11 protein-coding genes are annotated in these 13519 nt (G+C 71.8%); 2 read left to right on the top strand and 9 right to left on the bottom strand.

The window, feature by feature from the left end; all coding sequences use genetic code 11:
* Positions 1-285: 285 nt before the first annotated feature.
* Positions 286-1425, bottom strand: coding sequence for a protein kinase family protein (locus AB0D18_RS37790; RefSeq protein WP_362429594.1), 1140 nt, complete (start codon positions 1423-1425; stop codon positions 286-288).
* 222 nt (positions 1426-1647) lie between these two features.
* On the opposite strand from AB0D18_RS37790, the gene AB0D18_RS37785 reads away from it, so the two are divergent.
* Positions 1648-2451: a hypothetical protein gene (locus AB0D18_RS37785; protein WP_362429591.1), complete on the top strand. Its 804-nt coding sequence runs from the start codon at positions 1648-1650 to the stop codon at positions 2449-2451.
* 16 nt (positions 2452-2467) lie between these two features.
* Here AB0D18_RS37785 and gdhA read toward each other — a convergent pair whose 3' ends face one another.
* Positions 2468-3823 (bottom strand): NADP-specific glutamate dehydrogenase, encoded by a 1356-nt coding sequence (gdhA, locus tag AB0D18_RS37780; protein ID WP_362429588.1) that lies wholly within the window; start codon positions 3821-3823, stop codon positions 2468-2470.
* Between the two features lie 348 nt (positions 3824-4171).
* Here gdhA and AB0D18_RS37775 point away from each other — a divergent pair, with 348 nt between their 5' ends.
* Positions 4172-4960, top strand: coding sequence for an aminotransferase class IV (locus tag AB0D18_RS37775; protein ID WP_362429585.1), 789 nt, complete (start codon positions 4172-4174; stop codon positions 4958-4960).
* On the opposite strand, the gene AB0D18_RS37770 is transcribed toward AB0D18_RS37775, so the two are convergent.
* From AB0D18_RS37770 to AB0D18_RS37740, 7 genes are all read right to left on the bottom strand, one after another.
* Entirely contained in the window at positions 4957-5892 is a 936-nt protein-coding gene (locus AB0D18_RS37770) for a LysR family transcriptional regulator (RefSeq protein WP_362429583.1), read from the bottom strand. The two genes, AB0D18_RS37775 and AB0D18_RS37770, sit on opposite strands and share 4 nt — an antisense overlap.
* A gap of 747 nt (positions 5893-6639) precedes the next feature.
* A complete protein-coding gene (gene nadE / locus AB0D18_RS37765; RefSeq protein ID WP_362429580.1) occupies positions 6640-7470 on the bottom strand; it encodes an ammonia-dependent NAD(+) synthetase in 831 nt (276 codons plus the stop codon).
* Between the two features lie 140 nt (positions 7471-7610).
* On the bottom strand, positions 7611-8738 hold the full coding sequence (locus AB0D18_RS37760; RefSeq protein ID WP_362429577.1) for an LLM class flavin-dependent oxidoreductase: 1128 nt from the start codon (positions 8736-8738) through the stop codon (positions 7611-7613).
* Positions 8739-8752: 14 nt separating this feature from the next.
* Positions 8753-9880 (bottom strand): LLM class flavin-dependent oxidoreductase, encoded by a 1128-nt coding sequence (locus AB0D18_RS37755; RefSeq protein WP_362429574.1) that lies wholly within the window; start codon positions 9878-9880, stop codon positions 8753-8755.
* Entirely contained in the window at positions 9877-11256 is a 1380-nt protein-coding gene (locus tag AB0D18_RS37750; protein WP_362429571.1) for an NtaA/DmoA family FMN-dependent monooxygenase, read from the bottom strand. The genes AB0D18_RS37755 and AB0D18_RS37750 overlap by 4 nt, the downstream gene beginning before the upstream one ends.
* 36 nt (positions 11257-11292) lie before the next feature.
* Complete coding sequence (locus tag AB0D18_RS37745; RefSeq protein WP_362429569.1) at positions 11293-12516, bottom strand: LLM class flavin-dependent oxidoreductase; 1224 nt, start codon at positions 12514-12516, stop codon at positions 11293-11295.
* 106 nt (positions 12517-12622) lie between these two features.
* Entirely contained in the window at positions 12623-13354 is a 732-nt protein-coding gene (locus AB0D18_RS37740; RefSeq protein ID WP_362429566.1) for a GNAT family N-acetyltransferase, read from the bottom strand.
* Positions 13355-13519: the final 165 nt, after the last annotated feature.

Raw genomic sequence — 13519 nt, 5'->3', positions numbered from 1 at the left:
GCCTCGTACGCTGCGAACCGGGCGTCACGACCCGGGGCCTCGCCGACGCCGTCGCCGAGCACGGAGACCACGCTCCCCACACCCTGCCCGCCCGCGCAGGGCCCCGTGACGGGCGCCCGCCTCCTGGTCCGCGCCCAGCGCGAGCAGGCGGAACGGGCCGCGGAGCCGCTGCCCCGCGCCGAGGAGTACCCGGAAGGCCGACTCTCGCTGCGCACTCCGCTCCACGATCGGGTCCACGCCGCTCATCGCCGTCGCCGCGATGACGGGCGCCTTCTTCCCACCCGCTCAACTGCGCCTGGTCGCGGAGGACTTGGCCGCACTCCGACACCCGCGGGTACGGCCTCGGTCCGCCGTCCTCTCGAAGATCCGGCGGATCTCCTCCGCCGGGTACGGAGCCTCCCGGTCCTCCTTCTCCACCTTGGCGATGAAATCCGTCATGACTGCCGCGAGCGGTGCGTGCCGCACGAGGAGGGCCATGACCCCCGGCGGCCCCGCCGGGGGACGCTCGCCGTCGGCGATCGCGCGGATCAGGGCCTCGCGCTCCACCCGCTTGAGCCCGTACAGGTCCGCGATCAGCCAGCTCACCAGGTAACTGAGCGCGTAGGCACGGTCGTACGTACGGTGCCTGTCGAAGAAGTCGGCCTCGCGGGGCGACAGGTCGAAGCGGGAGGAGACGGCCAGGCCGTAGTCGGCGAAGTAGAGGCGGCGGCCGTCGGTCAGGATGTTCTGGAAGTGCGTGTCGAAGTGCAGGAGACCGCGGTCGTTCATGAAGGACACCCCGGCCTCCAGCTCCCTCTCCACCAGGGAGAGGGCCAGGCCGGCGGCCTCGTCACCGGCGCGCAGCTGCTCGGAGAGCCAGACGTGCACGGTCTGCGGGAGGTGTTCCAGGAACAGCACGAGGCTCGCCGGGGACTCTCGCAGACCTTCGATGCGACGGCGCACCTCAGGCCCGCCGCCCCAGTACGCCACGGCCCGCTCCACGTCGGCGAGGTCTTCCGGCAGGGGAGCCGGGTCCTCCTCCGGCAGTACGCGCCAGTGGTACGTCAGGGGGAAGCCCCGGTACTGCCCGGCGAGCACCCAGTTCGTGGTCATCGTGTGGACGGCGGCCTCCCGCCAGGCCCCGAAGCCGGGGCCGCCGATGGTGCCGACGCCGTACTGACAGAAGTCGGGCAGGCCGAACACATTGGCCGTGGAGCGGGCGTGCTCCGGCCGCAGCTCCTGCCCGGTGAGCGGTACGCGCTTCACGAAGACCGGCCTGCCGTCGATCTCCATCCGCGCCGACCGCCCGCCGATGCCGGAGCCGAGCGGTACGGCGGTGTCGAGGAGCGCGCTCAGCTCCCGGTCGCTCCGCAGGGCGAGGGAGGTGGACACGGTGCTGTACGCGGCGGACCGCGCTTCGGCCGTCATACCGGGGCCTTCGGTCATTTCGCGCAACTCCCGCAACTGGTCCGTTCGTTCAGAAGGTAGTCCCGGTGGCCGGATCCCTCCCTTGTGCCGGGTGGGGAAAGGGAGAAGGTTCACGGTGGCCGGGGCGGACCACATTAGCCCCGGCCGTCGAACGACGAACAAGACGCACAAGACGAACAAGCGGACAAGGGGCGGGCGTTGAACAGACGTAACGCATGGCGAGGAACACTTCGCGGGGCCGTGGCCCTGGCGCTGGCCTGTTCCGGGGCCCTGGCCCTGACTCCGACGGCGGGCGCCGCGCCCGCTGCGGGAACGGCGGCTGTCGCGGACGCGGCCTGCGGGGTGGACTCGCAGGCGCAGGGGCAGCGGGGCAACGCGACCGGGGACCAGGTGTCCGTACCGCGTGCCGACGGCAGGATCGAGCAGTTCCAGACGTTCTACGACCCGACCGCGCCGGTTTCTCTGCCGTTCCTCTGGCACCGCTCGCAGCCCGCGCCCGGCGCGGAGTACGGGGACTGGGTCCGGGTGAGCGCGACGACGGTGGGCCCCAAGTCGTACGCCGTCACCGGGATCGAGAACGCGGCCGGCGGCATCGAGCTGCTCTGGTCCGCCTACGGATCCTTCTGCCACTCGGCGCTTCCCTCCGGAGCCACCGAATGGCCCGCGGCCGATGCCTTCGGCCTGCAACCGGCGCCCTACCACGGCGCGGTGACCCTGCACCGGCGGTTCAACGGGACGATCCTCGCGATCGCCTCGTCGAACCTCACCGGCCGCTCGGCCGAATCCCGCACCCTGTACGCGCAGGACGCGGCGGCCGGCGCATGGCGGCCGGTGACCTCGGCGGGCTTGGTGCCCGAGGCCAATGTCGGCCTCGGGCAGCCCGAGGTGTTGGCCGAACTCCCCGACCACCGGATCAGGGTCAGGGCCCGCGAGTGGAACCGGGACCGCTACTGGACCCAGATCGAGGTGGCTCCCGACTTCGGCCGTCCGTCCGGCTGGTGGAACAACCAGTGGACCCTGTGCGCGACACCGGCCTGCGCATGACCCCTGACGGGGCCGGTCAGATCAGACCCTGCGCCAGCATCGCGTCGGCGACCAGCTCGAAGCCCGCGATGTTCGCGCCGACCACGTAGTTGCCGGGGGTGCCGTACCGCTCGGCCGTGGTGTGGCACGCCTCGTGGATGTGCCGCATGATCTCCTGCAGCCTCTCCTCCGTGTGGGCGAAGGTCCACGAGTCGCGCGACGCGTTCTGCTGCATCTCCAGTGCGCTGGTGGCGACTCCGCCCGCGTTCGCCGCCTTGCCGGGGGCGAACGCGACGCCCGCCTCCTGGAAGATGCGTACGGCTTCCGGGGTGGTGGGCATGTTGGCGCCCTCGGCGACCGCGCGGACGCCGTTCGCCACCAGGGTGCGGGCGTCGTTCTCGTCCAGCTCGTTCTGGGTGGCGCAGGGCAGCGCCACGTCGCACGGAACGTTCCAGACGCCGCGCCCGGCGACGAACTGGACGTGGGCGCCCCGGCGTTCGGCGTACTCGGAGACCCGGCCGCGGCCCGCTTCCTTGATCTCCTTGAGCAGTGCGACGTCGATGCCCTTGTCGTCGACGACGTACCCGCTGGAGTCCGAACAGGTCACGACGGTCGCACCGAGCTGCTGGGCCTTCTCGATGGCGTAGATCGCCACATTGCCGGAACCGGACACGGCGACCCGGCGGCCTTCCAGACTCTCGCCCCGGGCGCGCAGCATTTCGGCCGTGAACATCACACACCCGTACCCCGTCGCCTCGGTGCGGGCCTGCGCGCCGCCCCAGCCGAGACCCTTGCCGGTGAGCACCCCGGACTCGTACCGGTTGGTGATCCGCTTGTACTGGCCGAAGAGGTAGCCGATCTCGCGGCCGCCGACGCCGATGTCACCGGCGGGAACATCCGTGTACTCGCCGATGTGGCGGTGCAGTTCCGTCATGAACGACTGGCAGAACCGCATGACTTCGGCGTCCGAGCGGCCCTTGGGGTCGAAGTCGGAGCCGCCCTTGCCGCCGCCGATGGGCATGCCGGTCAGGGCGTTCTTGAAGATCTGCTCGAAACCGAGGAACTTGACGATGCCGAGGTTCACCGACGGGTGGAAGCGCAGACCGCCCTTGTACGGGCCGAGCGCGCTGGAGAACTCCACCCGGAAGCCGCGGTTGACGTGCACCACGCCGTTGTCGTCCGACCACGGCACCCGGAAGATGAGCTGCCGCTCGGGCTCGCACATGCGCTCCACTATGCGGGCGTCCATGAACTCGGGGCGGGCGCTCAGCAGCGGCGACAGCGTTTCGAGGACCTCGCGCACCGCTTGGTGGAACTCGCCCTCGCCCTGGTTCCGGCGCAGCACTTCGCCGTACAGCTTCTCGATGACACCTTTCTCGGTCGTGGCAGACATCTGGTCACATCCTTCGTAGGCGCACGGGTGTTCCGGTCGTTCTGGACCGTGATTGTTCCAGCGCAGGTCAAGGAGGTCTCCAGCCGTCCACATTCTGGCGCTGGGACAGCATGCCCGTGACAGCACGCCCCTAGGGCCTGTCCGGCGGATCAGGCCGCATGGGAGTGACCTTGCCCTTTCACTACCGCTGAGCGGGGCATGGTGCGTGCAGCTGCAAGGCGGAGGATTGAGACATGGCGGAGCCATGGCGATTGACGACAACGCCGCAGATGTGCGTGCCAGGGCACGCGACCGCGGCAAGATCCGCCGGACAGGCCCTAGCAGCTTGCCTGTGACAGCATGGCCCGGATGCTGAGCATCGAGATCAACGGCGGGCCGCCCCGGGCCGAGGACCTGCACCGGGCCGCTGCCTGGAACTACGGGCACTACACGTCGATGCAGGTGCGCCAAGGGGCCGTGCAGGGGCTGGAGTTGCACCTCGACCGGCTGCGGGCGGCATCGCGCGAGTTGTTCCACACCGCCGTCGACACGGATTCCGACCGGATACGGGACCTGCTCCGGCAGGCGATCGGCCCGCAACAGGACGCTTCGGTACGGCTCACGGTGATTCCGCACGAGAACGCCCCGGACCGTACGGACGTGATCGTCGCGGTCGACGCACCGGCGTCCGACGCACCTCGCCCGCCCCTCCACGTACGCTCCACGGCCTACGAACGGGACCTCCCCCACCTCAAGCACCTGGCCACCATGGGCGCCACCCATCGGGCACTGCAGGCCCGGCGGGACGGTTTCGACGATGTCCTGTTCGTCGGGCCCGGCGGCCTGGTGCTTGAGGGCTCGGCGTGGAACGTGGTGTTCTGGGACGGCGAGCAGGTCGTCTGGCCCGAGGCCCCGATGCTGTCCGGCATCACGATGCAACTCCTCCGGTCCGCACTGACCCGGGCCGCAGTGCCCTGGACCTCGCGCCCCGTACGAGCCGCCGACCTCCCGTCGCTCCTCTCCGCCGCCGCCACCAACTCGCACAGCCCGAGCAGGCCGATCGCCCGCGTCGACGAGGTCGGCCTCGCGCGCGACGCGGGGGCGCTGGTGACAGCGCTCGACGCGGCGTGGGCCACCGTCGAGTGGACGGGACTCTAAGCCTTCCGCACCCAATTCGGCGTCCAGACACCGCTGTTGGGGCGCCCGGGGTACGCGGCGGTGAGGTGGTCGCGCAGTGCGGTGAGGGCGGGGTGCGGGTTGTCCGTGCGCCAGATCAGGGAGTGCGGGTAGACCGGCGTCGGGTCCTGCAGGGTGATGCGTCGCAGGTCGTGGCCGGCGGGCCAGACCAGCGGGGTCTGCGGGCTGACGAAGGTCGCCAGCGTCGAGGAGGCCGCGATCGTGTCGAGGAGGTGCTCGATGCCGAAGTTGGGGCCGATCGCGTCGATGGTGAGCCCGAACTCGGCGGCGAGTTCGTCGTAGTAGGCGGCCCACTCGGTGCCTGGAGTGTTGCCCGGCATCCAGATCCGTCGCCCGGAAAGCTGGGCGGGAGCGACCGCGCGGGCGGTGGCGAACTCGTGGGCCGGCCCGGTGAACAGTTGCAGCGGTTCGTCGAAGACCGGCGTGGCCTCGATGCCTTCGGGGAGCTGCCGGCCCGGCATGTCCACGGCGCGGAAGGTGGCGTCGATCGTCCCTGACCGTACGGCGGCAACGGCCGTGTCGAAGTCGAAGAGGGTCACGACGTCGAGATCGGTCTCGGGGTACGCCCGGTGGAAGCCGCGCAGCAGACCCGCCACCGAGAGCCGGCGGCCGATCACATCGACGCGCAGCGCCCGGCGCCCCGGCCGCACGGAAGCGGCGGCCCGCTCCTCGGCCTGGAGGAGAGCGCGGGCGTACGGCAGAAACGCCTGTCCGTCGATGGTGAGCCGGGCCCCGCGCGCGGTACGGCTGAACAGCTGCACACCGAGGTCCTTCTCCAGCACGGCAACGCGCTTGGAGACGGCCTGCGGGGTGATCGACAGGTCGACGGCGGCTTCCTGGAACTGTCCCGCGTCGACGGCGGCAACGAAGGTGCGTACGGCGGTGAGGTCCACGCCTTCCACCATAGATGGACAACCAGTCGTTGACTGCGAGCAGCGAAATGGTCGTTTGATTGCTGTGCGCCATGCTGTTTTTGATGTCCCTGGTCAACGTTTGGTTTCGCAGACCCCGCAGGCGTACGTAGGTGGACCCGGCGAAATGCACGGTAACGAGGAACACGGTCAGCAGCAGGCCGGCGGTCACCGGGGCGTTGCGCAGCAGGGGCCCGCGGGCGGACCGGTCGGCCGGGCCTGCGGGCACGGCCGGGCGGGGGAAGCGGGGCCAGCGTCTACGAGGAGGCCACCGGGGCCTTCCGCCGGCTCCGCGCCCGCCACGAGGTGACGACGGTGCTGAGCGAGATCCGACCCCGAATTGACCGTCGGTTTCCGTTTTCCGCCGCGGCAGCGGGTGCTGGCCGTCTCCTCCTCCCACCCGCTGGCCGGCGCCGGGCGCGTACCCGCGAAAGGAGCTGGCGGGCGTGGACGTGCTGCGTCCGGCCGGGGGACGCCCCCGAGTACTGGACGGCCGCCCGCGCGGCGCACACCACGCCCGCGGGCGCGCCCATCCGCTCGACGACGGGCATCACCACCGTCCAGGAGGGCCTGGCACTCGTGGCGGGCGGCGATCGCACCATGCTGGTGTGCCGCCCCATCGCTGGGGCTGATCTGGCGCACCGACCGCGCGACCCCTCAACCGGTCGCGCCGACCGGGCTGTTGGCCGAGGAGTTCACCCAGGCACGGACTCGGGGCCAGGCACGGACTCAGGGCGCGTACGGCAGCTGACGCTTGTGGTCGGTGAGGCGGTAGCGGCGGACGATCGTCTCGAAGACGGCTTCGCCCACCGGCTTGCCCTCCAGGAAGTCGTCGATCTCGTCGTACGTCACCCCGAGGGCGTCCTCGTCGGGCCTGCTCGGGACGAGGGTCTCCAGGTCCGCCGTCGGAACCTTCCACACCAGCTCGGCCGGGGCGCCCAGCGCGTCGGCGACGCCTCGTACGCGGCGCTTGGTGAGCCCGGTCAGCGGTACGACGTCGGCGGCGCCGTCCCCGTACTTCGTGAAGAATCCCGAGACCGCCTCGGCCGCGTGGTCGGTGCCTACGACCAGGCCGTTCTGTGCGCCCGCGACCGTGTACTGGGCGATCATCCGCTGCCTGGCCTTGATGTTGCCCTTGACGAAGTCCTGGTGGCTCGCGTCCCGGAAGGTCACCCCGCCGGCCAGCGCGGCCTCCAGTGAGGCGTCGCTCGCGGACTTCACGTCCACGGTCAGGACCTGGTCGGCGTTGATGAAGGCGAGGGCGAGCTGGGCGTCCTTCTCGTCGGCCTGGACGCCGTACGGCAGGCGCATGGCGTAGAAGGTCGCCTCGTGTCCGGCGGCGCGGGCCCGCTCCACGGCGAGCTGGCAGAGCCGGCCCGCGGTCGTGGAGTCGACGCCACCGCTGATGCCGAGCACCAGCGACCGCAGCCCCGTGGAGGTGAGCCGCTCGGCGAGGAAGGCCACCCGCCGCTCGATCTCCTGCTCCGGATCGAAACTCATCGACACCTGGAGATCCCGTGCGATCTCCTGCTGCAGGGTGCTGGACGCCGGGTCGGTCACGGCTGCTCCTCGTACTCGCTCGTGGTGGGCTGGGGCGGAGGCCGGGAGCCGCCGCTCTTCCCGACTCTATGCTGCGTCCCCTTCCGGGCTCCGACCTGCCCTTACGGTCACGGCGTACGGGCGCCGCGTACATTCGTGGCTCACCTCTTGCGCCACTCCTCGGCCAGCAGCTCGTACGAGCGCACCCGGTCCGCGTGGCCGTGGGTGATCGTGGTGATCAGCAGCTCGTCCGCGCCGGTGGCTTCGCGGAGCTGCGCCAGCTGGTCGGCGACGCGTCCCGGGGAGCCGACGAACTGGGTCTCGACGCGGTCCTGGACCAGCGCCCGGTCCGCGTCGGTCCAGACGTGGGCGCGGGCCTCGTCCGGGGTGGGGAAGGGGATCGCACCCTCTGCGGTACGGATGCTGCGGACCCAGGGGGCGTAGCCGGTGGCCAGTTCGCGGGCGGTTTCGTCGTCCCCGGCGACGACGACGTCCGCGGACACGCTGACGTACGGCTTTTCGAGGATGTCGGACGGCTGGAACGCAGCGCGGTAGCCCTCCGCCGCCTCCAGCACCGTGCCGGGGCTGACGTGGTAGTTCGCCGCGAAGCGGAGCCCGCGCCGGCCCGCGACCTCGGCGCTCTCGCCACCGCTGCTGCCCAGGATCCAGAGCTCAAGGTCGGCGCCCTCGCCCGGCACGGCATGTGCTTCGATGCCGTCCGCCGAGCGGTACGTGCCTGCGAGGAGCGCCTGGATGTCGTCGATCTGCTCGGCGTAGTCCTGCGACTCGGCATGCGGCTGCTGGAGCAGCGCACGCTGGAGGGCGACGCGCGGCGAGCCGACCAGGTGCGCGAAGGAGAACCGGGGCGGGATGCGCAGCCCATTGGGGGCGCGCCCTTCGACCACCGGGGTGGCGTCCGGCAGCGGGGCGGCGGGCGTCCCGGGCGGCCGTCCGCCGGAGCGGCCGAGGCCCAGGTCGATGCGGCCGGGGTGCAGTGCGTCGAGCAGGCCGAACTCCTCGACCGTGGACAGGGCGGTGCGGTGACCGAGCTGTACGGCGCCGGCGCCGAGCCGGATGTCCGAGGTCGCGGAGGCGGTCAGGGCGAGGACGACGGCGGGCGAGGTGCCCGCCACGCCCGGGTTGAGGTGGTGTTCGGCGAACCAGTAGCGGGCGTACCCGAAGCGCTCGGCCTGCTGGGCCAGGTCGATGGAGTTGCGGAGCGCGTCGGCGGCGGTGGAACCGGACGGAACCGGGACCAGGTCGAGGACGCCGAGGGGGATGTCGGACATGGCGGGAGTTCTCCTCAGTGGCCGGTGGTGACGGATGCGGATGCGGGTACGGATGCGGGTACGGATACGGATGCCGGGGCGTGCTCCGCGAGGGCGGGTGCCCACGGGAACGGTGGGTCGGGGATCTCGCGGCGCAGTACCGGAGCCACGTCCGACTGGAAGAGGGCCAGCGAGTCCCGGTGCTGACGGTCCGTCAAACCACCTGCGTCCGCGTGCAGATGAAGCACCGTGTGCCCGAACTGCTCGTGGTAGCGGTGCACCTTCTCGATGATCTGCTGCGGGCTGCCGACGAGCGCCGAGCTGCGTTCCACGAAGTCCTCCAGGGTCGTGAACACCGGGTTCAGGCCCTGCCGCTTCTGCTGTGCCAGGTTCCCCTCGAAGGTGGGCCGGTAGGCGGCGAGCGCATCCTGGGAGGTGCGGGCCGCGTGGAAGCCCGCCGTGCCCGCGCCCACCGCGATCGCGGCCGGGTCGTGGCCGTAGTGCACCCAGCGCTCTCGGTAGTAACGGATCAACTCGGCGTACGGCTCCATGGGGTTGGTGACGTTGGCGGAGAAGAGCGGGTCGCCGTAGCGGGCGGCCAGGTCGACCGATTCCTTGCTGGTCGCGCTGCCGTGCCAGACCCGGACGGGCTGCTGGAGGGGCCTTGGCCAGACCTCCGCCTCGGTGAGTTCCGGGCGGAAGCGGGTCTTGGCGGTCACCTTGTCCTCGCGCCAGATCCTGCGGAACAACTCGTAGCTCTCGGCGTTGCGCTCCCACTGGTCGTCGACGGTGACCTCGAACAGGTCGCGCTGCGCGGTGCCGTTGCCCTTCCCGACGATCAGTTCCAGGCGTCCGCCGGAGAGGTGGTCCAGCGTCGCGTAGTCCTCGTACGCGCGCACCGGGTCGAGGAGGCTGAGGGTGGTGACCGCGGTGAAGAGGCGGATGCGGGAGGTGAGGGCGGCGAGGTGGCTCAGGACGACGGGCGGCGAGGAGGAGATGAAGGGGCGTTCGTGCCGCTCCCCCACTCCGAAGCCGTCGAAGCCCAACTCCTCGGCGAGCAGGGCGTTCTGGATCACTTCGCGGAAGCGCTCGGTGGTCGGCTTCTGCACGCCGGTCACCGGGTGCGGGGTGTGCGCGATCAGGGTAATGGCCAGGAACTTCATGACGCCGCCCGCAAGGTCCGCGCCTCGGCGTCCGGGTGGGTCAGGCCGAGGTGGTCGCGCAGGGTGGTGCCCTCGTACTCGGTGCGGTGGACGCCACGCTCCTGGAGCAGCGGGACGACGGTGTCGGCGAAGGCGTCGAGGCCGCCGGGGGTGACGTGCGGGACGAGGATGAAGCCGTCGGACGCGTCGGCCTGGACGAGGTCGTTGATGGTCTCGGCGACCGTGGCGGGGGTGCCGACGAAGGTCTGGCGACTGCCGGTCTCGATGACCAGATCCCGGATCGACCAGTTGTGGGCGGCGGCGCGCTCCCGCCACTCGCGGGCGGTGGCCAACGGGTCCCGGAACATACGGACTTGGGCACGCCCCCGGGCCACGGTGTGCTCGCCGGGGTCCGGGTCGACGTCGGGGAGCGGGCCGTCCGGGTCGTACCCGGAGAGGTCCCGGTTCCAGACGAATTCGAGGTGCTTGATCGCGGTGGCGCCGCTGACCTGCCGGCGGCGTACCTCGCGGGCCAGTTCCTGCGCCTGCGCGTCGGTGTCGCCGAGCACGAAGGTGGCGGCGGGCAGGATGAGCAGCTGGTCGTGGGCGCGGCCGTACCGGGCGAGGCGGCCCTTGACGTCCCCGTAGAACGCCTGCCCCTCCTTGAGGGTGGCGTGCCGACTGAAGATCGCGTCGGCGCTCGCGGCGGCGAACTCGCGGCCCTCCTCGGAGTCGCCCGCCTGGAAGATCACCGGCCGGCCCTGCGGGCTGCGCGGGACGTTGAACTGCCCCTGGATGTCGAAGTGTTGGCCCTGGTGCGCGAAGGCTCCGGCGCGTGCGTCGCGCAGGAAGGTGCCGGTCCGCCGGTCAGCGGCGATCTCGTCGCCGTGCCAGGAGTCGAAGAGTTCGTGCGCGGTGGCCAGGAACTCCTTGGCTCGGGAGTAGCGCTCCTCCTGCGGGAGGAAGCCGCCGCGGCGGAAGTTCTCGCCGGTGAAGGCGTCCCAGGAGGTGACCACGTTCCAGGCGGCGCGCCCGGCGGAGAGGTGGTCGAGGCTGGCGAACTGGCGGGCCACCTCGTACGGCTCGTTGAAGGTGGAGTTGATGGTGCCGGTCAGGCCGAGGCGTTCGGTGACGGCGGCGAGGGCGGTGAGGACGGTGAAGGTGTCGGGGCGGCCCACGACGTCCAAGTCGTATATCTCGCCGCCCTGTTCGCGTAGCCGCAGCCCTTCGGCGAGGAAGAGGAAGTCGAACTTGGCGCGCTCCGCGGTCTGCGCGAGGTGCACGAAGGAGCTGAACTCGATATGGCTGCCGGCCTCGGGGTCGCTCCACACGGTGGTGTTGTTGACGCCGGGGAAGTGGGCGGCGAGGTGGACCTGCTTGAGGGGTTTGTCGCTCATGACCGTGAGGGCCTTCCTGCTCTGGCTGGGGCGGGTTCAGGCGGGGGTGGGTACGGCGGCCGCGTAGCGGTTGGCGGGGCGGGCGAGGCCGAGCAGTCCGCGCAGGGTGTCCGCCTCGTACGACTGCCGGAATGCGCCGCGGCGCTGGAGTTCGGGCACCAGCCGGCGGGTGAGGGCCGGGAGGTCGTGGCCCGCGACGGCGGGCCGCAGCCGGAACCCGGACAGGCCGGCGGACTGCAACTCCTGGAGCAGATCGGCGAGTTGGGAGGGCGTGCCGGTGAAGACCGGGGCGTCACCGGTGTACGGGCTGCCCGCGAGCGCGTCCAGCCGGTCCCGGCGGGCTTCGGCGGCGCCCGGGTCGTCGTCGAGGAAGACCAGCAGGTCGCCGAAGACGTGCAGGGTGTCGCCGGCGCGGCCCGCCGCCTCCTGTTCGGCGCGGATCTGGGCGACGGCGGCGCGGGCCTCGGCGGTGTCGTGCGGGGTGACGTACCCGATGTCGGCGGACCTGGCGACGAGGCGGTACGGGCCACTCCCGTGCGCCAGGGCGCTGACGACCGGCTGGCCCTGGGGCGGCCTGGGGGTGATCGAGGGGCCCTTCACGCGGAAGTGCTTGCCCTCGAAGTCGACGTAGTGGAGCTTCTCGCGGTCGATGAAGCGGCCGGTGGCCACGTCCCGGATCTCCGCGTCGTCCTCCCAGCTGTCCCAGAGCCTGCGCACGGCTTCGACGTAGTCGGCGGCCTCGTCGAGGAGTTCGCCCGCCGCCTGCTGTCCGGCGGGGGTGTCGTACCCGCCGGCGGGGATCGGCGGGACCGTACGGCGCCCGAAGTGGGCGGCCTCGTCGGGGCGGGCGGCGACCTGCACGCGCAGACCCGCGCGGCCGGAGCTCACGTAGTCGAGGGTGGCGATCGCCTTGGAGAGGTGGAACGGCTCGGTGTGGGTGGCCACCACCGTCGGCACAATGCCGATGTGCCGGGTCAGCGGGGCGACCCGTGCGGCGACGAGGACGGCGTCCAGGCGCCCGCGGACCTGGTCGGTGCGGTCGTCGGGTGCGGTGGGGTCCGAGGACTGGAGGCCGAGCCCGTCCTCGATGGTCACGAAGTCGAGCAGCCCGCGCTCGGCCTCGGTCACCAGGTCCGACCAGTAGGCGGCGGTGAGGAGTTCACGGGGCCGGGCGACGGGCTCGCGCCAGGCGGCCGGGTGCCAGCCGGCGCCGTCGAGGGCGACGGCGAGGTGCAGGGGGGTGGGCGAGGGTGATGACACTGGAAGGCTGCCTTCCGGATCGGGTCGGGTCGGGTCGGGTCGGATCGGTGTACGGGACGACGTGGCTGGTGCGGCCGCCAGGGCCGGTGCGGCCGCCGGGGCTGGGCTACGCCGCTTGCGGTGCCGCGTCCGGGGCTCGTACGAGCAGGAAGCGGGTCGTGCGGCGCAGGGTGAAACCGATCGACTCGTAGAGCCGGATCGCGTCGGTGTTGCTCGCGGCCGTGTGGAGGAAGGGGGTCTCCCCGCGCTCCCGGATGCCTGCCGCCACCGCCCGGACCAGCCGGGTGGCCAGTCCCCGGCCGCGCCGGTCGGGGTGGGTGCAGACGGCGCTGATCTCGGTCCAGCCCGGCGGGTGCAGCCGTTCGCCGGCCATCGCGATCAGCCGTCCGTGGTCCCGGATACCGAGGTAGGTGCCGAGTTCGACGGTGCGCGGCAGGAAGGGTCCTGGCTTGGTGAGGGCGATCAGTTCGAGGACTTCGGGCACGTCGGCGGGCCCTAGCCGGACCGCTTCGGGCGCGGGTTCGGCGTACAGCGAGGTGTCGGCCAGCTGGACGCCCGCGATGCTGTGCTCGGTCCGCCACCCGTCGGGCACGCCTCCGTCCGGAACGCCGGCGACGGAGACGGCGGCGCCGGGCCCGACGAGCCGGGCAAGGTCGTCCCAGGCACGGGGGTCGGCGGGGTCGTCGAGGGCGGTGAACGGGGCGACGTCCGCGGGGTAGCGGGCAGCCCGGCCGAGCCGCTCGGCGAACCGGGAATGCGGGCCGGTCAGGGCGGCCCAGGCGGCGTTGTCGAGGAGGTGCGGCTGGGTCGTCGGGGCGTGGTGGACGCGGGTGGTCATGGCGGTACGGGGACTCCGTTTCGGGTGGGTGGGGTCGGGGGCGTGCGGTCGGAGGGCGGGGCTCCGCGTGGGGGCCGCCCCCTTGCCCACCCGTCCCGCCCCCGGGGGCGGCCCCGCTGCCCAAGGAGGCTGGCGGGGCTGGGGGCTGGGGGGCTGGGGGGCTGG

The sequence above is a fragment of the Streptomyces sp. NPDC048442 genome (assembly GCF_040651475.1).
In the GTDB taxonomy this organism is placed as follows: Bacteria; Actinomycetota; Actinomycetes; order Streptomycetales; family Streptomycetaceae; genus Streptomyces.
This window is presented reverse-complemented; position numbering and strand designations above follow the sequence as displayed.